The sequence below is a fragment of the Kitasatospora sp. cg17-2 genome (assembly GCF_054031055.1).
Map to the genome: position 1 here is coordinate 5864521 of NZ_CM132923.1, position 26349 is coordinate 5890869.

Here is a 26349-nt window from a genome sequence, read left to right on the forward strand (position 1 = left end):
CGGTGCCCGGCCGGGGACAACTCCCGGCCGGGCACTCGTCGTTGTGTCGGGTGCACGCTGTAGTCGGTTGCGTGCAGTGTGCATGAATCCTGGCGCCGTGGGGTAGTTCCTCTGGCACATCGCTTCTTGTACGGCTGCGTACCGGAGGCGGCCTGAGGCCGGCCCGGGTGTGAACGGGGACCCCGCAGCCGGGCAGGGGAGCGAGCATCCCCGTGTCCGAGAGCCTCGTCAGGAGTACGGCCGTGCTGCATCCGATCGAGTCCCGCACCACCTCCGCCGCCGCCCCGTCGCCGGCCGCCCCGTCGCCGGCCGCCCCGTCGCCGGTCGGGCGGCCGTCCGCCGCCGCCTCGCCGGTGGTCGCGGCGCAGTTGCTGGAGCGGCCCCCGGCGCAGCCCGCGGGCGAGGACAGTCCGTGGCACACCGCCGCGGCCTGCCGGCGGGACGAGGTGGGTCTGTTCTTCGCGCCGTCCAAGGAGCCGACCGCGGCCCGGCTGTCGCGCGAGGAGCAGGCGAAGCAGGTGTGTGCCCGCTGCCCGGTGCTGCTGGACTGCCGGGAGCACGCGCTGGCGCAGCCGGAGCCCTACGGGGTCTGGGGCGGGCTGACGGCGGCCGAGCGCCGGGTGGTGCTGGCCCGGCGCCGCCGGCGGGACGTCGAGCTGTGCGAGCCGGTCCGGGTGCCGGGGGCGAGGGGCCGGATCGCGGGGTGAGCGGGCGCCGGGCCGGGCGTCGGGCCGGGCGTCGGCACGGGTCCGACGGGCCGGCTGCACGCCCGCGGCACACGCCCGCGGCCTCGGCGAAGGGGGATTTCGCCGAGGCCGCGGGTTCGTCGTGGCTCCGTCGTGGTCCGGGCCGCCGGTGGGCGGCCCGGTCACGGGGTCGTTCGGGTCGTTCAGTTGGCGCGGTCGAAGTCGATCGCGCTGTAGGCCCGCAGCTTGGACAGCCGGTGGGTGGCGTGGACCTCGCGGATGGTGCCGCTCTTGGAGCGCATGACCAGCGAGCTGGTGGTGGCGGTCTCCTGGCGGTAGTGCACACCGCGCAGCAGCTCGCCGTCGGTGATGCCGGTGGCGACGAAGAACACGTTCTCGCCGCTGACCAGGTCGTCGGTGCTGAGCACCCGGTCGAGGTCGTGCCCGGCGTCGATGGCCTTCTGCCGCTCGGCGTCGTCCTTGGGCCAGAGCCGGCCCTGGATCACGCCGCCCATGCACTTCATCGCGCAGGCGGCGATGATGCCCTCGGGGGTGCCGCCGATGCCCATGAGCAGGTCGACGCCGGTGCCCTCGCGGGCGGCCATGATGGCGCCGGCGACATCGCCGTCGGAGATGTACTTGATCCGGGCGCCGGCCTCGCGGATCTCCTGGATCAGGCCCTGGTGGCGGGGGCGGTCCAGGACGACAACGGTGACGTCCTCGACGGCGATGCCCTTGGCCTTGGCGACCCGGCGGATGTTGACGGCCGTCGGGGCGGTGATGTCGACGAAGTCGGCGGCCTCCGGCCCGGTGACCAGCTTGTCCATGTAGAACACGGCGCTCGGGTCGAACATGGTGCCGCGGTCGGCGACGGCCAGGACGGCGACCGCGTTGTTCATGCCCTTGGCCGTGAGGGTGGTGCCGTCGACGGGGTCGACCGCGACATCGCACTCGGCACCGGTGCCGTCGCCGACCCGTTCGCCGTTGTAGAGCATCGGGGCTTCGTCCTTCTCCCCCTCGCCGATGACGACGACGCCGTTCATCGAGACGGTGGAGACGAGGGTGCGCATGGCCCGGACGGCGGCGCCGTCGGCGCCGTTCTTGTCGCCACGGCCGACCCAGCGGCCGGCGGCGAGCGCGGCGGCCTCGGTGACCCGGACGAGTTCGAGCGCGAGGTTCCGGTCAGGAGCCTCGGGCGCGACCTCGAGGGAGCTGGGGAGATGGTGCGGGTACTGCGTGGTCATCGTCGTTACCTCTCTGTACGCGACGGCCAGTAAGCGCCCGACTACTGCCTGGTCGAACGCCGTGGTGAGGGTCTTGCGATCGTATCTGCCCACGACATGACTGTCTGTGGCGCGGGTCCCCCCACGGACCGGCGGGGGCGGCTTTTGCCCCTCGGCGGGCCTCGGCACCCCGACGCGGCCACCCCGGGTGCGGGCGATCGCGTCGGCATGAGTCACCATGTGGGGGTGGCTGGAGAGAGCAAGGGCATGAGGGGCCGGCAGACCGTACGGGACATGGTCCTGTCGATGCTGGCCGTCGGCGTCGTGGTCTGGGTCGGGTACCTGTTCCTGCCGCACGACGCGGACGGCGACGGGGTGCGCCCGGTGGACTACAGGGTGGCCGCGGCCAGCGCCAAGCGCGCCGCGCCGTACCCGCTGCTCGTCCCGGAGGGCCTGTCACCGAAGTGGCGGGCCACCTCGGTGACGTACAACGCGGCGGCGACCAACAACGGCAAGGGCAACGCCTGGCACCTGGGCTTCGTCACCCCCTCGGGCCAGTACGCGGCGGTGGAGCAGAGCGACGTCGCGCGCGACGACGTGCTCAAGGCGACGGTGGCCGGCGGCAAGCCGGACGGCACCGAGGACGTCGCCGGGCAGGCCTGGGAGCGGGTCCAGGGTCCGAAGGCGCGGGCGATCACGGTGCAGACCGGCAGCGCCACCACGGTGCTGACCGGCACCGCCTCCTACGAGGAGCTGGCGGAGCTGGCGCGGGCGCTGAAGTAGTCCGGTTCCCGCTCCCGGAGCGGAGATCTCCGCTCCGGGAGCACCCGGCAGGAACGCGGAAGGGCCCCGCACGCGCTGCGTGCGGGGCCCTCGCGCCGTCCGGGTCCGGGGCCTCGGGGGCGGCCCCGGTCCGGGCGGAGGTGACTCGGGAGGCGGTGGCTCAGACGGTGGTGACGACCTCGTCGTAGGCCAGTCGCGGCGAGCGCGGGTACCAGGCGTTCTCGCCCGGCTTGCCGATGTTCACCACGGCCAGCACCGAGTGCTCGCCGTCGGTGAAGAACTCCTTGTTGATGCCCTCGGCGTCGTAGCCGGTCATCGGGCCGGCGGCCAGGCCGGCGGCGCGCACGCCGATGATGAAGTAGCCGGCCTGCAGGGCGCCGTTCATCGCGGCCGAGGCCTCGCGGACCGGGCGCTCGCTGAAGTAGCTCTTGGCGGCCGGGAAGTGCGGGAAGACGGTCGGCAGCTCCTCGTGGAACTCGTTGTCCACGGCGAGGATCGCGGTCAGCGGGGCGGCGGCGGTCTTGGCCTTGTTGCCCTCACCGAGGTGCTGGACCAGGCGCTCGCGGCCCTCGGCCGAGCGCACCAGGACGACCCGCAGCGGCTGCTGGTTCATCGCCGTCGGGCCGAACTTGACCAGCTCGTAGATGGCCTGGATCTGCTCGTCGGAGACCGGCTCGTCGGTGAAGGAGTTGGCCGTGCGGGCCTCGCGGAACAGCAGGTCCTGGGCGGCGGCGTCGAGAACCAGGGCGTCGGTGGTCATAATCAGTGCACCTCGGGGGAGGAAGAAGCTGGGGGGTCGTCGTGCCGACCGGCCGCAGCCGGTCAGACGTTCCCAACATGGGTGAACATTCAACTGTTCCCCGGGTCGCACGTGACCTGCGTCACCCCCGCGGCGGAGCGTCCTCCTCGGCGGCCAGCGCGGCGTCCAGCCGGGCCCGCGCGCCGTCCAGCCAGCGCTGGCAGACCTTCGCCAGCTGCTCGCCGCGCTCCCACAGCGCCAGCGACTCCTCCAGCGAGGTGCCGCCGTTCTCCAGCTGCCGGACCACCTCCAGCAGCGCGTCCCGGGCGTGCTCGTACCCCAGCGCGTCGTCCGCGGTCGGTGCCTCCACGGCCGCCGCCGTGCTCTGCTCCTCGTCTGCCATGGGAGCCAGCCTAGGGGGCCGGACCGACAGCCCGCCCGCCCCGCCCACCGCTGCCGCTACCGGCCGTCCGGGCCGCCGCCGTCCGCGGTGACGTCGAAGCCGCCGCCCGCCACCCGGGCGTGCAGCGCCTCGCCCGGCGCGACCTGCGCCGGATCGGTCACCACCGTGCCGTCCCGCCGCTGCAGCACCGCGTACCCGCGCTCCAGGGTGGCCGCCGGGGAGAGCGCGACCACCCGGGCCAGGGTGTGCCCGAGATCGCTCTGCGCGTGCTCCAGCCGGTGGTTCAGGGTGCGCCGGGACCGCTCCAGCAGCCCGGCCACCTCCTGGCCCCGACCGTCCAGCATCCGCTGCGGCGCGGCCAGCACCGGCCGGCTGCGCACCCCGTCCAGCCCGTGCCGCTCCCGCTCCACCCGGGCCAGGACGTACCGCCGCGCCCGGTCCCGCAGCTGCCGGACCTTGACCAGCTCCTCCCCGACGTCCGGAACCACCCGTTTGGCGGCATCGGTGGGCGTGGAGGCGCGCAGATCGGCGACGAAGTCCAGCAGCGGCTGGTCCGGCTCGTGGCCGATCGCGCTCACCACCGGCGTCCGCGCGGCCGCGACCAGCCGGACCAGGCCCTCGTCCGAGAACGGCAGCAGGTCCTCGACGCTGCCGCCGCCCCGGGCCACCACGATCACGTCCACCTCGGGGTGCTCGTCCAGCTCCCGGACGGCCTCGCTCACCCGCTCCACCGCGCTGACGCCCTGCACCGGGACGTTGCGGATCTCGAAGCGGACGGCGGGCCAGCGCCGCCGGGCGTTCTCCAGCACGTCCCGCTCCGCCGCCGAGCCGCGCCCGGTGACCAGCCCGACGCACTGCGGCAGGAACGGCAGCGGCTTCTTGCGGTCCGCCGCGAACAGCCCCTCGTCGGCCAGCCGCCGCTTCAGCTGCTCCAGCCGGGCCAGCAGCTCGCCCAGGCCGACCAGCCGGATCTCCGACGCCCGCAGCGAGAGCTGGCCGCGCGCCGCGTACCACTCCGGCTTCGCGTGCACGATCACCCGCGAGCCCTCCTGCACCGCGTCCGCGACCTGGTCGAAGACGGACCGGAAGCACGTCACCGTCAGCGAGGTGTCCGCCTGCGGGTCGCGCAGCGTCAGGAACACCACGCCCGCGCCCGGCCGCCGGCTGAGCTGGGTGATCTGTCCCTCCACCCAGATCGCGCCGAGCCGGTCGATCCAGCCGCCGATCAGCGCGGAGACCTTGCCGACCGGGAGCGGCGCTTCGGGGGAGCTGGGGTTGGCCATGCGTACGAGACTAGCGACGCCCGCGGACAGCGGAACCGCTCCGGGCGGCCACCACCAGCAGGCCGACCGCCAGCCAGACCAGCCCCACCACCTGCGCCGAGCCGGCCGCCTCGGCCACCACCGCGCCGATCACCAGCACGCCCAGCACCGGCACCACCAGGTGCCGGGCCCAGTCCCGCGAGCCGTGCCGCACCACGTACCAGCCGACCACCGAGGCGTGCAGCAGGGTGAACGCGGTGAGCGCGCCGATGTCCACCACCGAGGTCAGCCGGTCCAGCCCGTCGTCCCGGTCCGCCGCCCAGACCGCCGCCACCAGGGTGATCCCCGCCGACACCAGCAGCGCCCGGCGCGGCACCGCCGAACCCGGGTCGACCGCGCCGAGGAAGCGCGGCAGCCGCCCGTCCCGGCCCATCGCGAAGAGCAGCCGCCCGGCCGCCGCCTGCCCGGCCAGGGCGGCGAAGGCCGCGCCGACCGCCTTGCTCGCCGCGACCAGGACATGCAGCCAGTGCCCGACCGAGTCCTCCACCGTGTCGTAGAACGCCGACCCCTGCGCCGCCGGGTCCGCCGCCAGCTGCTCCGGGGAGAGCGGCTCCAGCAGCGCCGCCAGCCAGGTCTGCGCCACGAACAGCAGACCGGACACCACCAGGCACCACAGCACCGCCCGCGCCACCGCCGCCGAGGCGCCGACCGCCTCCTCGACGAAGGTGGCGATCGCGTCGAAGCCCAGGTAGGACAGCACCGCCACGGAGACCGCGGAGAGCACGGCGGACGCCGAGAAGCCGCCGACCGCCGTGAACGGCGTCGCCCAGCCGCGCTGCGCGCCGTCCCGCACCAGCACCACCGAGGCCGCGACCACGAACACCGCCAGCACCGCGAGCTCCGCCACCAGCACCGCGAAGCCCACCACCGCCGCCGTCCGCACCCCCGCCAGGTTCAGCGCGGTGGTCACCAGCACCGCGAGCGCCGTCCACACCCAGCGCGGCACGTCCGGCACCAGCGAGTGCAGCGCGATCCCGGAGAACAGGTACGCCACCGCCGGGATCAGCAGGTAGTCCAGCAGCGCCATCCAGCCGGCCAGGAAGCCCGCCCCCTCGCCGAGCCCGGCCCGCGCGTAGGCGTACACCGAACCGGTCCGCGGCACCGCCCGCACCATCTGCGCGTACGAGACCGCGGTGAAGCCCATCGCCGCGGTGGCCACCAGGTAGACCGCCGCGACCGCGCCGTGGCTCTTGGCGTCGAGTACCCCGAACACGCCGACCGGCGCCATCGGGGCGATGAACAGCAGCCCGTAGACCACCAGATCGCGGACGCCGAGGCTGCGCCGCAGCTCACCCCGGGGACCGCCGTCGTCGGGCCCGTCCGGCCCGGCTCGCTCGCTCATAGCTTCCACATTTGAGCACCCGGGACCGGTTCCGACGGGAACGCGACTCCCGTCGGCGCGGCTCCCCTCCGCCCGTACGATGGAGCCATGTCCTCCAACACCGCGCAGCGCCGTGTCCTGCTCGCCGCCCCCCGGGGCTACTGCGCGGGCGTCGACCGCGCCGTGATCGCCGTCGAGAAGGCCCTGGAGCAGTACGGGGCACCCATCTACGTCCGCAAGCAGATCGTCCACAACAAGTACGTGGTGCAGACCCTGGAGAAGAAGGGCGCGATCTTCGTCGACGAGACGGAGGAGGTGCCCGAGGGCTCGATCGTGGTCTTCTCGGCCCACGGCGTCGCGCCGTCGGTGCACGACGAGGCGCGGGCTGGCAAGCTCGCCACCGTCGACGCCACCTGCCCGCTGGTGACCAAGGTGCACAAGGAGGCCGTGCGCTTCGCCGACGAGGGCTACGACATCCTGCTGGTGGGCCACGAGGGCCACGAGGAGGTCGTCGGCACCATGGGCGAGGCGCCGGACCGGATCCACCTGGTCGACGGCGCCGAGGACGTCGCCAACGTGCGGGTCCGCGACGAGTCCAAGGTCGTCTGGCTCTCCCAGACCACCCTGTCGGTGGACGAGACCATGGCCACCGTCGGCGAGCTCAAGCAGCGCTTCCCGCTGCTGGTCAGCCCGCCCAGCGACGACATCTGCTACGCCACCCAGAACCGCCAGGTGGCCGTCAAGCAAATGGCCCCGGAGACGGACCTGCTGATCGTGGTCGGCTCCAAGAACTCCTCCAACTCCGTCCGCCTGGTCGAGGTCGGCCTGGAGTACGGCGCCAAGGCCGCCCACCTGGTCGACTTCGCCGAGGAGATCCACGAGGAGTGGCTGACCGGCGTCACCACGGTCGGCCTGACCAGCGGTGCCTCGGTGCCGGAGATCCTGGTCGACGGCGTGCTGGAGTGGCTGGCCGCGCGCGGCTACGACGAGGTCTCCACCGTCAAGACCGCCGAGGAGCACCTGATCTTCTCGCTGCCCAAGGAGCTCCGCCGCGACCTGCGCGCCGAGGCCGCGGGCAAGCTGTAACCCGTCCGAGCACGGGGGAGGGCCCGGTACCCCGACGGGGTGCCGGGCCCTCCGCTGTGCGGGGCCCGGCGGGCTCTCGTAAGTTTTGTGGACAGCCAGTTTTGTGGACAGCCAGGCACAGCCATGCACAGCCTGTGGACAACGTTCGGGCGGAGGGCGGTCGAGATGACGGCGGTATTCGGTGTGGACATCGGCGGATCGGGCATCAAGGGTGCCCCCGTCGACCTCGCCCGGGGGGTGCTCGCGCAGGAGCGGCACAAGGTCCTCACCCCGCAGCCCTCCGCGCCGGAGGCGGTGGTCGACGCCGTCCGCGAGGTGGTCCGCCACTTCGACCACCAGGGGCCGGTGGGCCTGACCTTCCCCGGCGTGGTCGTCGACGGGCACACCAGGACCGCCGCCAATGTCGACAAGGGCTGGATCGGCCTGGACGCGGCCGGCCTGTTCCGGGAGGCGCTCGACCTGCCGGCCGTGGTGCTCAACGACGCCGACGCGGCCGGCTTCGCCGAGACCGCCCACGGCGCCGGGCGGGGGCAGGAGGGCGTGGTGCTGGTGCTGACCTTCGGCACCGGCATCGGCAGCGCCCTGTTCGTGGACGGCACGCTGGTGCCCAACACCGAGCTGGGCCACCTGGAGCTGCGCGGCAAGGACGCCGAGCGGCGCGCCTCCTCGGCCGCCAAGGAGCGGCACGGGCTGAGCTGGGGGCAGTGGGCCGGCCGGGTGGACGAGTACCTGGACCTGGTGGAGATGCTCTTCTCGCCGCAGCTGATCGTGATCGGCGGCGGGGTGAGCCGCAAGCACGAGAAGTTCCTGCCGCTGCTGCGCGAGCGCGGCGCCCGGGTCGTCCCGGCGGAGCTGCGCAACGACGCCGGCATCGTCGGCGCGGCCATGGCGGCCGCCCGCGCCTCGGGCTGAGCCCGTCCGTTCCGCGCGCGCCGAGGGGAGGCCACCGGGAACGGCGGCCTCCCCTCAGCGCGCGCGGTGGATCCGGCGCTGGGCCACGAACCGGGCCAGCACGATCGCCGCGGCCAGCCCGGTGCCGGTGAACAGCCAGCCGGCCCGGGTGGCCAGGTTGGTCGCCAGCGCCACCACCTGGGCGGTCACCCCGGAGGAGGTGACCGGGCCGAACAGCAGCAGTGAGGCCGCGAAGGCGATCGGCCCGCTGATCGGCGCGGCCAGCAGGTCGGCGTACCGGACCCGGACCGCCAGTTGGAAGCAGACCAGCAGATAGCCGAGGCCGAACAGCGGCCCCAGCCCGCCGAAGAGCAGCCGGTCCAGGCCGGCCACCGTGATCGTGGCCGCCAGCCCGGCCACCCCGGCGCCGACGGCGGTCAGCCGGGTCGGCCGGCCGCTGCGCCGCCGCCCGTACAGCCGCCCCGCCATCCGGGCCCGCAGCACCGGCGGGCCGGACACGGGGCGTAGTCGGGAACCGGCTTCGGCGCCCCGCCCCGCCGGTCGGCCGGGGGCCTTGCCGCCCGACTTCCCGCCCGATTTGCCGGAGCCCTTGGCGGGGGCCTTCCCGGTGGGGCGGACGGCCGGTCCGCCGGTGCTCCCGGGGGCGCGGCCCGGCCCGGGGACGGCGGCCCCGGCCGCGCCGTTCGGCGGTCGGCGTCTGGGCCCTGGCGGCTGGGTACGGATGCTCTGCTCCACCCGCCCAACGTACGGTCCGATCATCGCCACACTGTGTAATGGGCCGTCGGGGCTTGTTCCGTGTCTTCGGACGGAGTATTGGTGTGACCGACGTCCGATCACACCCGGGGGAGCAGATGACCAGCGGATTCACCTTCGAACGCCTCCACCACGTCCAGCTCGACATCCCGGCGGGGGCGGAGGACGAGTGCCGGGCCTTCTGGCACGGCGTGCTCGGCATGACGGAGCTGACGAAGCCCCCGGTGCTGGCCGCGCGCGGCGGCTGCTGGTTCCGCGGCGGCGGGGTGGAGGTGCACCTCGGGGTGGTGCCGGAGTTCCGGCCGTCCCGCAAGGGCCACCCGGGCTTCCAGATCGGCGACCTGGACGCCCTCGCCGAGCGGCTGGCCGCCCACGGCCACGAGGTGGTCTGGGACGACCACCTGCCCGGGCACCGCAGGTTCCACTCCAGCGACCGGTTGGGCAACCGCCTGGAGTTCCTGGAGCCCTCGCCGGCGGCTGCGGAGGCCTGAGCCGCTGCCCGTAGACTGGGGGATCGGCCCGGCGAGCGGGCCGGCCCAACTCCTCCAAGCCCCCAGGACTGCGCTTCATGTCGCTCACGATCGGAATCGTCGGCCTGCCGAACGTCGGCAAGTCGACCCTGTTCAACGCCCTGACCAAGAACGACGTGCTGGCGGCCAACTACCCGTTCGCCACCATCGAGCCCAACGTCGGCGTCGTCGGCGTCCCGGACGAGCGGCTGACCAAGCTCGCCGAGATCTTCGGCTCGCAGCGCATCCTCCCGGCCACCGTCGACTTCGTCGACATCGCGGGCATCGTCCGCGGCGCCAGCGAGGGCGAGGGCCTGGGCAACAAGTTCCTCGCCAACATCCGCGAGTCGGACGCGATCTGCCAGGTCGTGCGGGCCTTCACCGACCCGGACGTGGTGCACGTGGACGGCAAGGTGTCGCCCAAGGACGACATCGAGACCATCCACACCGAGCTGATCCTGGCCGACCTCCAGACCGTCGAGAAGGTCCTGCCCCGGCTCCAGAAGGAGGCGCGCCTCAAGAAGGAGACCGCCCCCGTCCTGGCCGCCGCCGAGGCCGCCCAGGCGGTCCTCGAGACCGGCAAGACCCTCTTCGAGGCGGGCTTCGACACCACCCCGATCCGCGAGCTGCACCTGCTGACCGCCAAGCCCTTCCTCTACGTCTTCAACGTGGACGAGGCCGAGCTGGCCGACGAGGACTTCAAGCAGGCCCAGCGGGAGCTGGTCGCCCCCGCCGAGGCGATCTTCCTCAACGCCAAGATCGAGTCCGAGCTGATCGAGCTGGAGGACGACGAGGCCCTGGAGCTGCTCCAGTCCATGGGCCAGGAGGAGCCCGGCCTCGCCACCCTCGCCCGGGTCGGCTTCAACACCCTCGGCCTGCAGACCTACCTCACCGCCGGCCCCAAGGAATCCCGCGCCTGGACCATCAAGAAGGGCGCCACCGCCCCCGAGGCGGCCGGTGTGATCCACACCGACTTCCAGAAGGGCTTCATCAAGGCCGAGGTCATCTCCTTCGCCGACCTCGTCGAGACCGGCTCCCTCCCCGAGGCCCGCTCCAAGGGCAAGGCCCGCATCGAGGGCAAGGAGTACGTCATGCAGGACGGCGACGTCGTGGAGTTCCGCTTCAACGTCTGACCCGGCACACGCGTGGCTCCAAGAGGGCCGGACTCCCCTGGAGTCCGGCCCTCTTGTTGTCGGCCCGCCCGACGCCCCCCGAGTGGTACCGTATTCGGTACCACTCACTGAAGGGAGTGCACGCCGTGTCCATCACCGCGAGCGAGGCCCGCAAGGATCTGTTCCCGCTGATCAAGAAGGTCAACGACGATCACGACGCGATCGAGATCGTGTCCAAGCACGGGAATGCCGTGCTCCTCTCCGCCGAGGACTACGCCGCGCTGCGGGAAGGCTCGTACCTCCTGCGCTCGCCGGTGAACGCGCGTCGGCTGCTCAAGGCGTACGAGAACGCCCTGAGCGGTGCCGGGCTCTCCGAGCGCGCGCTCATCGACCCCGACTCCGCCGAGGCCGGGCGGGGCGCTGAGTGAGGCTCGTGTTCGAGGAGGGCGGCTGGGAGGACTACACGTCCTGGCTCAAGAGCGACCGCAAGATGCTCGCCCGGATCAACAAGCTCATCGAGGACGTCCTGCGCGACCCCTTCACCGGGATCGGCAAGCCCGAGCCACTGAAGTACCACCTGCCCGGGGCCTGGTCCCGGCGGATCGACGACGAGCACCGCCTCGTCTACCTGGTCACGGACCGGGAGATCATCGTCCTGGCCGCCCGTTACCACTACTGATCCGGCCCCGTCTCCGCATGCCGCCCGGCCCGCTGCACCAGCGGGCCGGGCGGTGGTGTCTTCGGTGGGGCTTGTGGGGCTGGGCTTGTCAATGGTGCTGGCGGGGCTTGACGGGTGCATGAGAGCAGCTGGTTGACTGACTGTCACATTGATCGACCGGGTGGGGGACTGATGGAGAACGTGGCGGGCAACAGGCCGAGTCGGCGGGCGGTGCTCGGTGGGGTGGCCGGGGCCGGGGCCGTGGTGATGGTGTCCGGGGCGAGGGCCTCGGCGGAGCCGGCGGGGCGGCGGAATCCGGTCGACCAGGCGGCGGTGGACGCCGCGGCGGCGCGGCTGGACGGCGAGCTGGTCGCGCTGCGGCGGGCGCTGCACGCGAACCCGCAGACCACGGGCCAGGAGACGTTCGCCGCCGGGGAGGTCGCGCGGCGGCTGCGGGCGGCGGGGCTGGAGGTGACCACCGGGGTCGGCGGGACCACCCTGCCGGACGGCACGGCGGTGCCCGGGAACGGTGTGGTCGCGGTGCTGCGCGGCGCGCGGCCGGGCCGGACGGTGGCCTACCGGGCGGACATGGACGCGGTGCCGGGCGACGGGATCATGCCGCCGAAGAAGGGGCGGCCGGCGGCGCACGCCTGCGGGCACGACATCCACACCGCGGTCGGGGTGGGTGTCGCGCTGACGCTGGCCCGGCTGCGGCAGCGGTTGAGCGGCACGGTGGTCTTCTTCTTCCAGCCGGGGGAGGAGGGCCTGGTCGGTGCCCGGGCGATGATCGCGCAGGGGTGGCTGGAGCGGACCGGGGTGGAGGAGATCCACGCCCTGCACACCGGCCCCTACCCGGTCGGCGGGTTCGCCGTGACGCCGGGCAGCGGGCTGCCGGGCCAGGACTGGGTGAACATCGCGTTCGGCGGCCCGGACGCGGCCGCGTCGGCGGCCCGGCTGGTGGGCGAGATCACCGCGCTCGGCACGGTTCCCCTGCCGCAGGACCCCGCCGCCCTGGAGGCCATGGTCCGGGACGTGCAGACGCCGGACGGGCCGCTGGCCCGGTTCCTGGTGACCGGCGCGCGGGTGGCGCCGGCCCCGGACGCCGAGGGGCGGCCGGTCGTCGAGGCGAAGTTCCGGTGCTGGCCGCCGGAGCGGGACGCCGAGGTGCGGGAGGAGATCCGCCGGCTGGCGCAGACGCACCCCGGGGCGGTGGTCGGCTACCCGCGGGACCCGTTCCCGGCGCTGCTCTGCCCGGCGGACGCGGCGAACGCGCTGGCCCGGCGGCTGCGGTGCGAGTTCGGCGCCGGCGCGGTCACGGTGAACCGCACCGCGTTCCCGTTCAACGGGGAGGACTACGCGCTGTTCCTGGAGCGGGTCCCGGGCACGTACACCTTCCTCGGCGTGCGCACGCCGGGGGCCGGGATCGAGACGAGCTACCCGCACTACGAGACCTTCGAGCCGGACGAGCGGGCGATCGGCGTCGGGGTGCGGGCGATGGCGGGCTGGCTGGCGGACCGCGCCCGCCGCTGAGACGGGGCGGGGCGGAGTCCGGGGCGGGGCCGGTGCCGGGCGGCACCGGCCCCGCCGTCCGTGATCAGGCGACGGTGACGGTGAGGGTGCCGTCCGGGCCCGGGGTGACGGTGACGGACTCCAGGGTGGCGGCGTGGGCCGAGGGGTGGTGGGCGACCGCGCGGGGTCCGATGCCGACGACCGGGACGCCGGCGGCGCGGGCGGCGGCGATGCCGGCCCCGGAGTCCTCGAAGGCGAGGCAGTCGGCGGGGGAGAAGCCGAGCGCGGCGGCGCCCTTGAGGAAACCCTCGGGGTCGGGCTTGCTGGCGCCCACGGACTCGGCGGTGATCAGGACCTGCGGCAGCGCGAGTCCGGCGGCGGCCATCCGGACCCGGGCGAGCGGGGCGTCGGCGGAGGTCACCAGGGCGTGCGGCAGACCGGCCAGGGCGGCGAGGAAGGCGGGGGCGCCGGGGACGGGGACGACGCCCTCGGTGTCGGCCCGCTCGGCGGCGAGCATCCGCTCGTTGTCCGCGAGGTTGAGCTCCGCGGGGCGGTCGGGCAGCAGGACCGCCATGGTGGCGTGGCCCTGGCGGCCGTGGGCCGTGTGCAGCACCTCGACCGGGTCGAGGCCGTGCTCCCGGGCCCAGCGGCTCCAGCAGCGTTCGACCACGGCGTCCGAGTCGACCAGGGTGCCGTCCATGTCCAGCAGCAGGGCGCGGGGGGTGAAGGTCGTGGGCACGGGGCGGCTCCGTCCGGGATGAGGGGGCGCGCGAAAGTGCGAGCCGATTGTTCAATAAGGATACAAAAGATGCCCCCGGATGCCGCCGCCGGGTCTCAGTCCGGCAGGTGCGCGTTGACCGCGCGGGCCTCCTCCGCCAGCTCCGGCAGCTCGACCACCTCGATGCCGGCCGCCTCCAGCAGCCCGGCACCCCGGGTCTCGGCGACGAAGGTGGACGGCTCGCGCCAGGCCACCACCACCCGGGGGACGCCGGCCGCGATCAGGAGTTCGGCGCACGGCACCGGACGGGAGGCCCGCTGCCCGCAGGGCTCCAGCGAGCTGTAGACGGTCGCGCCGCGCAGCCGGGGGTCGCCGGCCGGGAGCTTGGCGAGGGCCGCTTCCTCGGCGTGGTTGTGGCCGTCCACCTCGCGGCTGAAGCCCTCGGCCAGCACCGTGCCGTCGGCGGCGACCACCACCGCGCCGACCGAGAACGCCGTCCGCGAGGGCGGGCAGTGGCGGGAGAGCTCCACCGCCCGGCGCAGGAAGGCGAGGTCGGCGTCCGGCGCGAGGTCGGCGTCGGACGCGGGACCGGCGTCCGGCACGGGACCGGCGTCCGGCGCGGGGCCGGTGCCGGTCGCGGGGCCGGGCTCGTTCGCGGGGTGCGGCTCGGTCACGGGGCGGGCTCCTTCGGGGCGTACCTGAGCAGGACGACATCGCCCACCGTACGGGCCTCCAGCAGCCGCATCCGCCGGGCCGGGCCGCCGGGGAAGTCCGCCGGACCGACGAAGCGCGGCGCGTCCGGCTGCCCCACCAGCAGTGGTGCCACCACCAGCTGGAGCTCGTCGGCCAGGCCCTGGGCCAGGAACTGGGTGTGCACCCCACTGCCGCCCTCGACCATCAGCCGCCGCACCCCGCGCGCGCCGAGGTCGTCCAGCACCGCGCCCAGGTCCACGACCGGGCCGAGCGCGACCACCTCGGCCAGCCCGGCCAGTTCGGGGCGCAGCACGGCGGCGCCGGTGTCCGTGGTGTAGGCGAGCCGCTCGCCGCCGGTGTGCCAGAACCGCAGCGAGCGGTCCAGTCGGCCGCTCGCGCTGAGCGTCACCTTCAGCGGGTACGCCGGCCGGCCGGCCGCCGCCCGGGCCGCCCGCCGCCCGGGGTCGTTGACCAGCAGCCGCGGGTTGTCCGCGCGCAGGGTGTTGCCGCCGACCAGGACGGCGTCGGCGGCGGCCCGTTCGGCGTCCACCCGGTCGAAGTCGGCCGCGCCGGAGAGCAGCAGCCGCTCGGGCGAGGCGTCGTCGAGGAAGCCGTCCAGGGACATGGCGGCGCTCAGCAGGACGAAGGGGCGGGGGCCGGGCATGGGGCGAGCCCTTCACGGTGCGGTCGGTCGGGTGTGCCGTCCACGGTACGGCCCGGGACGCCCCGCGGCCGGTCGGGTGACCGTCATGTGAGACGAATCTTCTCGGGATGCGGGACAGGGAGTAGCGTCGGAGGCGTCGAGGAAACGGCCGATCCCGAGGGGGAGATCACCATGACCGCACCGAAGAACGCCGTCTACACCCATGGCCACCAGGAGCCGGTGCTGCGTTCGCACCGCTCCCGGACGGTCGAGAACTCCGCCGCCTATCTGCGCGACCACCTGCGGCCCGGTCAGGCCGTGCTGGACATCGGCTGCGGACCGGGCACCATCACCGCCGACCTGGCCGAACTGGTCGGTCCGACCGGCCGGGTGGTGGCCGCGGACGCCTCGGCCGAGGTGCTGGAGGAGGCCGCCCGGTACGTCGCCGGGCGCGGGCTGTCCAACGTCGTGTTCGAGGTCGCCGACGTGCACCGGCTGGCCTACGCGGACGGGGAGTTCGACGTGGTGCACGCCCATCAGGTGCTGCAGCACGTGGCCGACCCGGTGGGGGCGCTGCGGGAGCTGCGCCGGGTCACCGCCGAGGGGGGCGCGGTCGCCGTCCGGGACGTCGACTACGCCAGCATGACCTGGTACCCGGAGGTGCCCGAGCTGGACCGTTGGCTGGAGCTGTACGAGCGGATCGCCCGGCACAACGGCGGCGAGCCGGACGCCGGACGGCGGTTGCTGTCCTGGGCCCGGGCGGCCGGGTTCACCGAGGTCGCCGCCACGTCGAGCACCTGGACGTACGCGACGCCCGAGCAGCGCGCGTGGTGGGGCGGGCTGTGGGCCGAGCGGATCACGGACTCCGGCATCGCCCGGGCGGCGGTGGCCGAGGGGTTCGCGGACGAGGCCGAACTGGCCCGGATCGCGGCCGGGTGGCGGGAGTGGGCGGCGGCGGAGGACGGGTGGTTCGCGATGCTGCACGGGGAGGTGCTGGCCCGGCGCTGACGCCGTGGCCGGACCCGGTACGGGCGGTGCGGTGCGGGGGTCGTTCGTGGGGCGGGAAAACGCGGGTGGGTGTTCGACCCGATCCGGTAGAGTCGCGCGCCTGTTCCCGTACCCGACGGGCCACCGGGCTTCGTCCGCGGGCGCCTCGGGTCGTCCTGCCGAGTTGCCGCCCGCCGTCCGCGGGCCGGGGGAGATCGCACGTGTCCAAGCCCGAGTCCGACGCTGCCGTCGTCCCGGCGCCCACGCCCGAGTCGGGACCGGCGGCCGCGCCCGAGCCCGCGGCCGCGCCCGAGCCGGCCGCTGCCCCGTGGACGGCCCCCGCCCCGGCGGCCCCGCCCGTCGAGCCCGTCGCGCCCGCTTCGGCCGACGCCCCCGCCGCCGGCCCGGTGCCGCCGACCGCCGCCGACCCCTGGGCGGCCCCCGCCGACGGGCCGTCGCCGTACGTCCCCGACCCGGCCGACCCGGCCGCGCCCCAGCCGACCGGCTGGGCCGCCGTCAGCCCCGCCTCCCAGAGCGGCTTCCAGCCCGCCTTCCCCTACCCGGCCGCCCCCACCCGCACCAACGGCTTCGCGATCGCCGCGCTGGTCACCTCGCTGTTCTGCCTGTGGCCGCTGGCGCTCGTCTTCGCGGTGGTCGCGCTGGTCCAGATGTCCCGGCGCAACGAGAAGGGCCGCGGCCTGGCCGTCTCCGGCCTGGTCATCGGCATCCTGTCGCTGATCGTCTCCCTGATCGCGTTCATCGGGCTGGCCGCGCTCGGCTTCGACGAGGAGCGGTACGCCGACTCCCGGCACGGGCCGAAGGGCTCGGTGGCCGTCAACGACCTGCGGGTCGGCGACTGCTTCGACCAGCCGCCGCTCAGCGGTGACCCCGGGTCCACCAGCGTCTACTGGGTCCGGGTGGTGCCCTGCACCGCGCCGCACCACGCCGAGGTCGCCGGCACCGTGGTCCTCCCCGGCCAGGACGACCAGTACCCCAGCCGGAAGGAGTTCGGTGACGGCGCCGAGAAGCTCTGCGGCCCGGTGCGGGACGAGTACGCGCTCGACTCCTGGCTCGTCCCCGAGGGCATGGAGGGGTACTACTACTACCCGAGCGTCCGCGGCTGGACGACCGGCGACCACCGGGTGACCTGCACCTTCCAGGACGAGCAGCGGCCGCACACCGGCAGCGTCCGCACCGACCGGACCAAGCTCACCAAGGCCCAGCGCACCTACCTGGACGCGGTGCTCGCCTACAACAAGGCGCTGCTCGCCGAACCGGACCTGGACGTCGACGTGGCGCCCGCCAAGTACCGCGAGTGGGCGAAGACGATGGCCGCGGCCTGCCGCAAGGAGGTCGCCGAGCTGTCGGCCAACGGGACCGACTGGCCGGAGGCCGCACGGGCCAAGCTGATCGAGCTGGGCGCGCTCAAGCTGGACGCCGCCAACGCCTGGGACACCGCGGCGAAGACCATGGACCCCGACGCCCTGGAGCGCGAGGTCGGCAAGGCGGACGCGCTGTCCGTCAAGAGCGGCAAGCTGGCCGCGGACATCCGGCGCGCGCTGGGGCTGTCGACCGGCGAGCAGGCCGCGGACATCCGGGCCTGAGCCCGGCGCCTCCTCCGGCGCCGGAGGAGGCTGGTCCGACCACCGCCTAACCGGCTGTTAACAGCCCCCGTACCGGCCGGTAGTGAACGGGGCGTAGTGTCCCGTGCAGCCCCGCCCCGACCCGACCCCCACGCGGGCCGGGGCGGGGCCCCTCCACATCGGCGGGCACGGGTCCTAGCCTGGGCGCATGGACACCTTTCGGGTGATGCGGCAGGACGACAACGGTCAGCGCTTCCGGGTCGTCGGGGGGATCGGGCGGGAGGCGGCCGAAGCGCTCGCGGCCGAGTTCGAGGCGCGCGGCCACAAGCAGCTGTACTGGGTCGAGGCCGAGACCGCCGGGGACTCCCGGGCACGCGGACCGTACAGCTGAACCGCAGGCCCGAACCGCACGCCGTAGGGTCGGGGCCCATGGACAAGGCCATGGACCCCGCGGGGGAGAACCGGATCGTCGTCGGCGGCGCGCTCATCCACCGGGGGCGGGTGCTCGCCGCGCGGCGCAGCACGCCCGCCGAGGTGGCGGGGCGCTGGGAGTTCCCGGGCGGCAAGGCCGAACCCGGCGAGACCGAGACCGAGGCGCTGGAGCGCGAGCTGATGGAGGAACTGGGCGTCCGGGCCCGGGCGCTCACCCGGCTGCCCGGTGCGTGGCTGGTGCGGCCCGGTCTCGAACTGCGGCTCTGGGCGGCCGAACTGCTGTCCGGCGACCCGCTCCCGCTCCAGGAACACGACGAGCTGCGCTGGCTCGGCGCCGCCGAGCTGGCCGAGGTCGACTGGCTGGACCACGACCGCGAGGTCCTGCCCGAGGTCGCCCGCCTCCTGACCGCCTCCTGAGGCCCGCTTCCTGAGGCCCGCTTCCTGAGCCCCGCCTCCTGAGCCCCGCCTCCTGAGTCCCGCCGCCGGAGTCCGGGCGCGCCCCGCCGGCCCGTCTCCCGGGCCCCGTCGCGCGGCCCGAACCACGGCGCGACGCGTGGCGTGCTGCCCCGGCAATCCGAAAGGCCGAAGCGCCGGGCGGGATAGCCTTGGTCCTGCTGGGTATGTCACTTTTCGGCACTATTCGTCACCATCGGTGAGCCGCCCCAGCCGGCGACGCCGATCCCGAGCAGAGCCGGAGGCCGCGTCGGTGTCGAGGAGCGGGAACGGCGGCGGGGGAGCACGCCGGGCGGGCGCCGGGGGGAGCGCCGCCGCCCGCGCCCGGCTGCGCCGCGGCGCGGACCGCGCGACGGCGGCCACCAGGGACGGCACCGGGGGCGTGCACCCGCCCGCCGTCCGGCCCGCGCAGTCCTCGGCAGGGGCCGACCCGGCCGACCCGCCCGGCGCCCGGGGCCGCCCGGGCCGGCCGTTCCCCGGTGGGCCGCGCGCCCTCCCGGAGCCGGCCGGCCCCGGCTCCGCCCCCGGTCCCGGCGGCACCGCCGGCGGCAGCCTCTTCGACGTGGTCAAGGTGGCCATCGCGATCCTCGACACGGCCGGCCGGGTGGCGCTCTGGAGCCCGGCCGCCGAGGAACTGCTCGGCTGGCCCAACGAACTGCTGGTCGGCCGCCGGATCGACGAGCTGATCCCCGACGAGGACCAGGTGCTCCGGATCCGGGCCGCGATCCAGGACACCCTGCGGAACGGCCGCTGGTCCGGCCCGGCCGAGCTGCGCGACCGGGAGGGCGTCCCGGTGCTGGTGGACGCCCGGATCTCGCTCCTCGTCGACGGCGACGGCAATCCGTTCCTCCAGGTCAACCTGGCCGAGGCGGCGGCCGTCCGGGCGGTGGAGCGCGACCTCGCGGTCCGGGACGCGCTCTTCGAGCAGTCCCCGCTGGGCATCGCGATCCTCGACACCGAACTGCGCTACACGGCCGTCAACCGGACCCTCGCCGAGATGAACGGCGCCGCCCCGGAGGACCACGTCGGCCGCACCACCGGCGAGACCCTGCCCGAGCGCGCCGCCGACGAGATCACCGCGATCCAGCGCCAGGTGCTGGCCACCGGCGAGCCGGTCATCGACGTCACGCTCGCCTCGCCGGTCACCGCCCGCTCCGGGTACCGCTCGATCTCCTACAGCCGGATGACCGACCGCTCCGGGCGGGTCCTCGGCATCTCCGGCACCGTGATGGACGTGACCGAGCGTTACCGCGCGGTGGCCAAGGTCGAGCACGCCCGCCGTCGGCTGTCGCTGCTCAACGAGTTCGGCTCCCGGGTCGGTGACCTGCTGGACGCCTCCCGGATCGCGCAGGAGCTGGCCAGCGCGGTGGTGCCCAGGCTGACCGACCACGCCGCCGTGATCCTGCTCCAGGCCGTCGCGCACGGTGACGACCTGCCGCGGCACGGCCACGACCGCCGCACCTCGCTGCTCCAGCTCGGCACGGCCTCCGTGCAGGACGGCCCCGAGGTCGAGGTGATGCTGCGGCGCGGCGCCCGGATCACCTTCGCCGAGGACTCCGCCTGCGGCCGGGTGCTGCGCACCGGCGTCCCCGAGCTGCTCTCGGGCGCCGACCAGCTGAGCGACATCACCTACGCCGGCGACCCGAAGATGCAGGCGGCGTACGACCTGGGCGTGCACTCGATGCTGGTGGTGCCGCTGCGGGCGCGGGGCATCGTGATCGGACTGCTGCTGGTCAGCCGGGCCGGCTACCGCGAGGGCTTCGACCGGGACGACCTGGCGTTCACCGTCGAGCTGGCGGACCGGGCGGGCTCCTCGCTGGACAACGCCCGGCTCTACGCCCGGGAGCGCACCGCCGCCCTCACCCTCCAGCGCACCCTGCTGCCGCAGCAGGTGCCCCAGCCCACCGGCGTCGAGGTCGCCTACCGGTACGTGCCCGGCAGCAGCGGCACCGAGGTCGGCGGCGACTGGTTCGACGTCATCCCGCTGCCCGGCGACCGCACCGCGCTGGTGGTCGGCGACGTGATGGGGCACGGTCTGCGGGCCGCGGCGACGATGGGGCGGCTGCGCACCGCCGTCCGGGTGCTGGCCGCCCTGGACCTGCCGCCGGACGTGCTGCTGCGGCACGTCCACGAGCTGGCCGACGACCTCGCCCAGGGGCCGGACGAGGCCCTGCTCGCCACCTGCGTGTACGCGGTGTTCGACCCGGCCACCGCGACCCTGACCGTCGCCAAGGCCGGCCACATCCCCCCGGTGCTGGTGGTGCCGGGGGAGGAGTCGGACGGGCCGACCCGGACCGGCGGCCCGCTGCCCGGCGGCGCCGGCCGGATCCTGGAGCTGCCCTCGGGCGCCCCGCTCGGCGTCGGCGGGGTCCCGTTCGAGTCGGTCGAGCTGAAGATCCCCGAGGGCAGCCTGCTGGCGCTGTGCACCGACGGCCTGGTGGAGTCCCGGGACAAGGACCTGGACGTGGGCCTCGGCCGGCTGGTCACCGTGCTCCAGGAGCCGTACGCGTCGATCCAGGCGGCCTGCGAGGCGGTGCTCGGCACCATGGAGCAGGGCCGGGAGCCGGACGACGTGGCACTGCTGCTGGCCCGGCTCGGCCACGGGCAGGCCGGCACCCCGACGGCGGGCTGGACCCTGCCCGCCGAGCCGACCGCCGTCTCCCGGGCCCGCCGGCTGGTCCGCGCGACGCTGGCCGAGTGGGGCGTCGAGCAGCTCACCGACACCGCCGAGCTGTTGGTCAGCGAGCTGGTCACGAACGCCGTCCGGTACGCGAGCGCGCCGATCGGGGTGCGGCTGACGCTCGGGGAGACGCTCCTGGTGGAGATCTCCGACCCGTTGCCGGACCCGCCCCGGGAGCGGCACGCGGCCGAGGCGGACGAGGGCGGGCGGGGGCTGGAGCTCGTCGCCCGGCTGGCCCTGCACTGGGGTGCCAGGGCCGAGGGGATGGGCAAGGTGGTCTGGTTCGAGCAGGCGCTGCCCGGCACTCCGGGCGCGGAGTAGAACGCCCTGCATATGCCACCGGAGGGCCTCGGGGGAGCGCGCGCCCCGGTAGGGGGCGCGAGCGTGGCATTGTGGTTGCGCGGGCGGTAGGACAAAAACCTTCGCCCGATCTGATGTTGTGATGTTGAGGGCGTGTGAACGTACCCCTCGATGATGAATACTCGGTCTTCTCGACATCCGGACGGTCGCGGGTTTGGAGGGGTCGGTCCGTTGAACAGCACCCCGGCGCGCAATGCGCCGAGCAGCAGCGGTCATGCCGCTGTACCCGGGCAGGCCGGCGCCCAACACGTGCCGGCCCCCGCCCACCAGTCGCCCGTCCCCGTCCGGGCCGCCCGCCCGGCGGCCGAGGGGCAGCGCTGGGGCGCCGGGGATCCGGGCTCGATCTACGACTACATCCGGGTCGCCACCTTCGCCATCGGCCCGGACGGCCGGATCAGCCAGTGGAGCGAGCGGGCCGCCGAGTTCTTCGGCGTCACCGCCGTCGAGGCGGTCGGCGCCGACCCGGTGACCACCTTCGTGCCGCGCGAGCTCTGGCAGCGCGGCCGGACCAGGCTGGAGCGCACCCTCGCCGGCGAGGAATGGGTCGGCACCGCCCCGTACCGGCACGCCGACGGCGGGGAGGGCCTCGCCGAGCTCTACCTGATGCCGGACAGCGCGCTGCCCACCGCCGGCGCCACCTGTCTCGCGGTCGACCTCGGCCGGCTCCGCCGGATCGAGACGGATCTGGCCGCTTCGGAGGCGGTTTTCGGCCAGACTCCGACCGGCTTCGTCCTCTTCGACGACCGGCTCCGCCTCCAGCGGGTCAACGACGCCTTCGCCTCCGGAATGGGCCTGGCGCCCACCGACCTGGAGGGCCTCACCCCGCACGACATCTTCCCCGGCGCCGAGGCCGACCGCCTCACCGCCGCCCTGCGCAAGGTCCTCGCCAGCGGCGAGCCCGTCTTCGACCTGCGCTTCCACGCCGCTGTGCCGACCCGCGAGGGCAACCGGCTCTGGGCCGTCTCGCTCTACCGCCTCAACGGCGCCGCCGGCCAGCCGATGGGTGTCGCCGGACAGGTCTCCGACGTCACCAGCCGGCACGTCGCCGAGCGCGAGGCCGACGGCGTCCGCCGCAACCTCGCGCTGCTCAACGAGGCCAGCGCCCACATCGGCTCCACGCTCGACCTGGAGACCACCGCCAAGGAACTGCTGGACGTCGTCGTCCCGCCGTTCTGCGACCTCGCCACCGTCGACCTGTACACCGCGCTGCTCTCCGGCGAGACCGTGCCCAGCGCCGGCCGGCTCGGCGACACCGTGCTCACCGACGGCAGCGGCGAACTGCGCCGGGTCGCCGTCTCCAGCGTGGTCGGCGGCGCCTCCTCGGTGCTCGGCTCGGTCACCGGCCTGCCCATCGCCGAGGCCGGCGGCACCCTCTGCTACCCCCGCCGCTCCCCGCACGCCCGCGCCCTGCGCACCGGCCGCAGCGTCGTCCCCGAGCCCGGCCCCGACCCGCTGCTGCGCTCCACCCTGATCGTCCCGCTGGTCGCCCGCGACCAGGTGCTCGGCCTGGTCCAGCTCTCCCGGGCGATCGGCAGCGAACCCTTCGACGCCCGTGACGTCGCCATCGCCGAGGAGCTCGTCGCCCGCGCCGCCGTCTGCATCGACAACGCCCGGCTCTACCGCCGCGAGCACGAGCGCGCGCTGATCCTCCAGCGCAGCCTGCTGCCCCCGGGCAATCCGGCCGCCAGCGGCCTGGAGATCGCCTGCCGCTACCTGCCCAGCAACAACAACACCGAGGTCGGCGGCGACTGGTTCGACGTCATCCCGCTGCCCGGCAACCGCACCGCCCTGGTCATCGGCGACGTGATGGGCCGGGGCCTGCGCGCCGCCGTCGCGATGGGCCAGCTGCGCACCGCCGTCCGCACCCTCGCCATGCTCGACCTCGACCCGGCCGAGGTGCTCACCGCCCTGGACGAGATCGCCCGCGGCCTCGGCGACGACACCGCCCCGGCCGCCCGGTCCACCCCGTACGGACGGCTCACCTCGACCGCCGACGAGGAGGCCCGCGAGGTCTACCTGGCGACCTGCGTCTACGCGGTCTTCGACGCCGTCACCCGGCGCTGCGTCTTCGCCAACGCCGGCCACCTCCCGCCGGTGCTGCTCAGCCCCGGCGAGAGCGCCCGGATGCTGGACGTGCCACCCGGCCTGCCGCTCGGCGTCGGCGGCGAGCCCTTCGAGGAGGTCGAGCTGACCCTGCCGGACGGCGCCGTGCTCGGCCTCTACACCGACGGCCTGGTGGAGAGCCGCAAGCACCAGCTGGACGAGGGCCTCAAGGCCTTCCGCACCGCGCTGTCGGCCGAGGGCAAGGGCCTGGAGGACCTCTGCGACCACGTCCTCGGCGAGCTCAACCCGCACCACGGCGAGGACGACATCGCCCTGCTGATGGCCAGGGTGCACGCCTTCCCCGCGGACGCCGTCGGCCAGTGGTTCCTGCCGCCCGAGCCCACCTCGGTCGCCAAGGCCCGCGAGGCCGCGTGCAGCTGGCTGCTCGCCCGGGGCCTGGACGAGCTGGTCGACACCACCGAGCTGCTGGTCAGCGAACTGGTCACCAACGCGCTGCGGCACGGCCGGGGCGAGATCCGGCTGCGGCTGCTGCGCGACCGGACCATGGTCTGCGAGGTCTGGGACGACGGCTACGCCCAGCCCCGGCAGCGGCGCGCCCACGAGACCGACGAGGGCGGGCGCGGCCTGCAACTGGTCAGCCTGCTCGCCGAGCGCTGGGGCAGCCGCCGGACCCCCAAGGGCAAGATCGTCTGGTTCGAGCTGGGGCTGTAGGCCCCGGGGACGGGGCCGCCCGGGGCCCGGACGCCCGTACCGCCGATCGGGTGCCGCACCCGGTCGGCCGCCGTGTCGCCGCCGCCGGGGGCCGGCCGGCGGCGTTCCATGGCCGCCATGCGCGCCCGCCTCCCCGCCGCAGCCGCCGCGCTGCTGCTCGCCCTCGGTGCCACCTCCGGCTGCCTCGGCGGCCCCGGCCCGGCCGCCCGCACCGCCCGGACCCCCGACCCCGCGCCGCCCGCGCCCGCCGTCGTCACCGGCGACGTCCGCCCGGCCGACCGGGCCGCCGTCCGCGACGGCGGCGCCCTGCGCTGGGCCGTCGACGCCGTACCGGCCACCCTGAACGTCTACCAGCCCGCCGCCACCGCCGACTCCGCGCTGCTGGCGCACGCCCTCTACCCGGCGCTGTTCCGGCCGGACGCGCACGGCGGGTGGACCCCCGACGAGGACTACCTGACCGCCGCCGAGGTCACCCCGCCCGGACAGCTGCCCCAGGTGGTCACCTACCACCTCGCCCCGCGCGCGGTCTGGAGCGACGGCACCCCGATCTCCGCCACCGACTTCGTCGCCCAGCGGGCCGCGCTCTCCGGGCTGGACCCCGCCTACGGCGCCGTCCGGCCCGCCGGGTACGCGGACATCGACTCGATCGTCCAGGGCGCCGACCCGCGCGAGGTGAAGGTCACCTTCCGGCAGCCCTACGGCGAGTGGCGCGCCCTGTTCGACCCGCTCTACCCCGCCGCCGAGACCGCCACCGCCGCCGCCTTCGGCCGCCCGCTGCCCGGCGGCACCGCCCACCCGACGGCCGGCCCCTTCCGGGTGTCCGGCTACGACCCGGCCGCCGGCCGGGCCACCCTGGTCCGCAACCCCTCCTGGTGGGGCGAGCCGGCCAAGGTCGACCGGATCGACTTCCTGGCCACCCCCGCCGAACGGCGCGGCCCCGAGCTGGCCGCGGGCGCGCTGGACCTCGCCCCGCTCACCGCCGCCGTCGACCGCGCCGGCGCGGACGCCGCCGAGGCGGTCCGCCGGGCCGGCGCCCTGCCCGGCACCACCTTGCACCGGGCCGCCGGGACCGGCCTCACCCAGCTGACCCTCAACGCCGCCCGCGCACCGCTCACCGACCCGGCGCTGCGCCGCGCCCTGGCCCGCGCCGTCGACCGGCGGCACGCCGCCGACGCCGCGCTCACCCCGCTCGGCCTGCCCGCCGCACCCCTCGGCCACCACCTGCTGGCCGGCGACCAGGCCGGCTACCGGGACAACGCCGACGCACTGGGCACCGCCGACCCCGGGCGGATGCTGGACGCGGCGGGCTGGCGGCGGCCCGCCGACGGCGGCACCCGGGTCCGGGACGGCCACCCGCTGGCCCTCACCCTGCTGGTCCCGGCGGGCTCGGCGACCCTCCGGCGGGCGGCCGACGCGGTCGCGGCCGACCTGGGCACGGCCGGGGCGGCCGTCCGGGTCGCCGAGGCCCCGCCGGACGCCTTCGTCCGCGACCACCTGGCCACCGGGGACTTCGACCTCGCCCTGTTCTCCTGGCCGGCCGGCCCCGGCCCGGCCGGCGAGCAGCGGCCCGTCTACGCCAAGCCCCGGCCCGGCCCGGACGGCACCCCGGTGCCCGGCAGCAACTACGCCCGGGCCGGTACGGAGGAGATCGACCGCCTCTTCGAGCGCGCCGCCGCCGAGCCCGACCCGGCGGCCCGCCTGGCCCTGCTCCAGGAGACGGATGTGCGGATCTGGCAGCTCGGCCACTCGGTACCGCTGTTCCAGCGCCCCGAACTGATGGCCGTCCGCGACGGCCTCACCGGCGCCGGGGTGTGGGGCTTCACCCGCCCGCAACTGCGGGACATCGGCTGGTCGGCGGGCTGACCCGGGCCCGGGACCGAGGGGCCGGAGGGCGATCGCCTTGTGATCTTGCTCCCCCGGACAGCTCCCGTTTCGGCCGAGCTGGGCGGTTCCCCGTACGATAGGAGGAAGCCGTGGCATGTCCTGCCCGGCGGGTGGACCGGTAGTAG

Annotated in this window: 23 protein-coding genes and 1 pseudogene; 16 read left to right on the forward strand and 8 right to left on the reverse strand. The window is 75.0% G+C overall.

Annotated elements, in window-relative coordinates:
• Window positions 1-353 precede the first annotated feature (353 nt).
• A complete protein-coding gene (locus ACW14Y_RS24755) occupies window positions 354-707 on the forward strand; it encodes a WhiB family transcriptional regulator (RefSeq protein WP_266271827.1) in 354 nt (117 codons plus the stop codon).
• 182 nt (window positions 708-889) lie between these two features.
• On the opposite strand, the gene glpX is transcribed toward ACW14Y_RS24755, so the two are convergent.
• Complete coding sequence (gene glpX, locus ACW14Y_RS24760) at window positions 890-1930, reverse strand: class II fructose-bisphosphatase (RefSeq protein WP_266271283.1); 1041 nt, start codon at window positions 1928-1930, stop codon at window positions 890-892.
• Window positions 1931-2155: 225 nt separating this feature from the next.
• On the opposite strand from glpX, the gene ACW14Y_RS24765 reads away from it, so the two are divergent.
• Complete coding sequence (locus ACW14Y_RS24765) at window positions 2156-2692, forward strand: DUF4245 domain-containing protein (RefSeq protein WP_380442367.1); 537 nt, start codon at window positions 2156-2158, stop codon at window positions 2690-2692.
• Window positions 2693-2852: 160 nt separating this feature from the next.
• On the opposite strand, the gene ACW14Y_RS24770 is transcribed toward ACW14Y_RS24765, so the two are convergent.
• The 4 genes from ACW14Y_RS24770 to ACW14Y_RS24785 form a co-directional block, all read right to left on the reverse strand.
• Complete coding sequence (locus tag ACW14Y_RS24770; RefSeq protein WP_380312534.1) at window positions 2853-3452, reverse strand: malonic semialdehyde reductase; 600 nt, start codon at window positions 3450-3452, stop codon at window positions 2853-2855.
• A 121-nt stretch (window positions 3453-3573) separates the two neighbouring features.
• The gene (locus ACW14Y_RS24775; protein ID WP_380312532.1) at window positions 3574-3834 is read right to left on the reverse strand and encodes an exodeoxyribonuclease VII small subunit; all 261 of its coding nucleotides are present in this window, start codon (window positions 3832-3834) and stop codon (window positions 3574-3576) included.
• 56 nt (window positions 3835-3890) lie between these two features.
• Complete coding sequence (xseA, locus tag ACW14Y_RS24780) at window positions 3891-5117, reverse strand: exodeoxyribonuclease VII large subunit (RefSeq protein ID WP_456983579.1); 1227 nt, start codon at window positions 5115-5117, stop codon at window positions 3891-3893.
• A 10-nt stretch (window positions 5118-5127) separates the two neighbouring features.
• Window positions 5128-6498, reverse strand: a complete 1371-nt coding sequence (locus tag ACW14Y_RS24785) for an APC family permease (RefSeq protein WP_380442369.1) — start codon at window positions 6496-6498, stop codon at window positions 5128-5130.
• A gap of 87 nt (window positions 6499-6585) precedes the next feature.
• On the opposite strand from ACW14Y_RS24785, the gene ACW14Y_RS24790 reads away from it, so the two are divergent.
• Together ACW14Y_RS24790 and ppgK are read left to right on the forward strand one after the other, a co-directional pair.
• Entirely contained in the window at window positions 6586-7563 is a 978-nt protein-coding gene (locus ACW14Y_RS24790; protein WP_456983580.1) for a 4-hydroxy-3-methylbut-2-enyl diphosphate reductase, read from the forward strand.
• Window positions 7564-7728: 165 nt separating this feature from the next.
• Window positions 7729-8475, forward strand: a complete 747-nt coding sequence (ppgK, locus tag ACW14Y_RS24795) for a polyphosphate--glucose phosphotransferase (RefSeq protein ID WP_266271289.1) — start codon at window positions 7729-7731, stop codon at window positions 8473-8475.
• 54 nt (window positions 8476-8529) lie between these two features.
• Here the strand turns inward: ppgK and ACW14Y_RS24800 are convergent, their stop codons facing one another.
• A complete protein-coding gene (locus ACW14Y_RS24800) occupies window positions 8530-8973 on the reverse strand; it encodes a DUF6542 domain-containing protein (protein ID WP_380312473.1) in 444 nt (147 codons plus the stop codon).
• A gap of 353 nt (window positions 8974-9326) precedes the next feature.
• Here ACW14Y_RS24800 and ACW14Y_RS24805 point away from each other — a divergent pair, with 353 nt between their 5' ends.
• From ACW14Y_RS24805 to ACW14Y_RS24825, 5 genes are all read left to right on the forward strand, one after another.
• Window positions 9327-9719, forward strand: coding sequence for a VOC family protein (locus tag ACW14Y_RS24805; RefSeq protein WP_380312471.1), 393 nt, complete (start codon window positions 9327-9329; stop codon window positions 9717-9719).
• 77 nt (window positions 9720-9796) lie between these two features.
• Entirely contained in the window at window positions 9797-10870 is a 1074-nt protein-coding gene (gene ychF / locus ACW14Y_RS24810) for a redox-regulated ATPase YchF (RefSeq protein WP_380312469.1), read from the forward strand.
• A 125-nt stretch (window positions 10871-10995) separates the two neighbouring features.
• Window positions 10996-11277, forward strand: a complete 282-nt coding sequence (locus ACW14Y_RS24815) for a type II toxin-antitoxin system Phd/YefM family antitoxin (protein WP_380312467.1) — start codon at window positions 10996-10998, stop codon at window positions 11275-11277.
• Window positions 11274-11528, forward strand: coding sequence for a Txe/YoeB family addiction module toxin (locus ACW14Y_RS24820; RefSeq protein ID WP_328955342.1), 255 nt, complete (start codon window positions 11274-11276; stop codon window positions 11526-11528). Before ACW14Y_RS24815 ends, ACW14Y_RS24820 begins: the two co-directional genes overlap by 4 nt.
• A 171-nt stretch (window positions 11529-11699) precedes the next feature.
• A complete protein-coding gene (locus ACW14Y_RS24825) occupies window positions 11700-13037 on the forward strand; it encodes a M20 metallopeptidase family protein (protein ID WP_380442373.1) in 1338 nt (445 codons plus the stop codon).
• Between the two features lie 64 nt (window positions 13038-13101).
• On the opposite strand, the gene ACW14Y_RS24830 is transcribed toward ACW14Y_RS24825, so the two are convergent.
• Entirely contained in the window at window positions 13102-13755 is a 654-nt protein-coding gene (locus ACW14Y_RS24830) for an HAD-IA family hydrolase (protein WP_380312463.1), read from the reverse strand.
• Between the two features lie 95 nt (window positions 13756-13850).
• A pseudogene (locus ACW14Y_RS24835) lies at window positions 13851-15091 on the reverse strand (dihydrofolate reductase family protein).
• 171 nt (window positions 15092-15262) lie between these two features.
• Here ACW14Y_RS24835 and ACW14Y_RS24840 point away from each other — a divergent pair.
• From ACW14Y_RS24840 to ACW14Y_RS24870, 7 genes are all read left to right on the forward strand, one after another.
• The gene (locus ACW14Y_RS24840) at window positions 15263-16078 is read left to right on the forward strand and encodes a methyltransferase domain-containing protein (protein ID WP_380441436.1); all 816 of its coding nucleotides are present in this window, start codon (window positions 15263-15265) and stop codon (window positions 16076-16078) included.
• A 200-nt stretch (window positions 16079-16278) separates the two neighbouring features.
• A complete protein-coding gene (locus ACW14Y_RS24845; RefSeq protein ID WP_456983581.1) occupies window positions 16279-17661 on the forward strand; it encodes a DUF4190 domain-containing protein in 1383 nt (460 codons plus the stop codon).
• A 187-nt stretch (window positions 17662-17848) separates the two neighbouring features.
• Window positions 17849-18031, forward strand: coding sequence for a hypothetical protein (locus ACW14Y_RS24850; protein ID WP_456983582.1), 183 nt, complete (start codon window positions 17849-17851; stop codon window positions 18029-18031).
• Window positions 18032-18069: 38 nt separating this feature from the next.
• On the forward strand, window positions 18070-18489 hold the full coding sequence (locus ACW14Y_RS24855; protein ID WP_380306015.1) for a (deoxy)nucleoside triphosphate pyrophosphohydrolase: 420 nt from the start codon (window positions 18070-18072) through the stop codon (window positions 18487-18489).
• A 289-nt stretch (window positions 18490-18778) separates the two neighbouring features.
• The gene (locus ACW14Y_RS24860; RefSeq protein ID WP_380441428.1) at window positions 18779-21526 is read left to right on the forward strand and encodes a SpoIIE family protein phosphatase; all 2748 of its coding nucleotides are present in this window, start codon (window positions 18779-18781) and stop codon (window positions 21524-21526) included.
• Between the two features lie 210 nt (window positions 21527-21736).
• Window positions 21737-24340, forward strand: a complete 2604-nt coding sequence (locus ACW14Y_RS24865) for a SpoIIE family protein phosphatase (RefSeq protein ID WP_380306011.1) — start codon at window positions 21737-21739, stop codon at window positions 24338-24340.
• A 117-nt stretch (window positions 24341-24457) separates the two neighbouring features.
• On the forward strand, window positions 24458-26203 hold the full coding sequence (locus ACW14Y_RS24870) for an ABC transporter family substrate-binding protein (RefSeq protein ID WP_456983583.1): 1746 nt from the start codon (window positions 24458-24460) through the stop codon (window positions 26201-26203).
• Window positions 26204-26349: the final 146 nt, after the last annotated feature.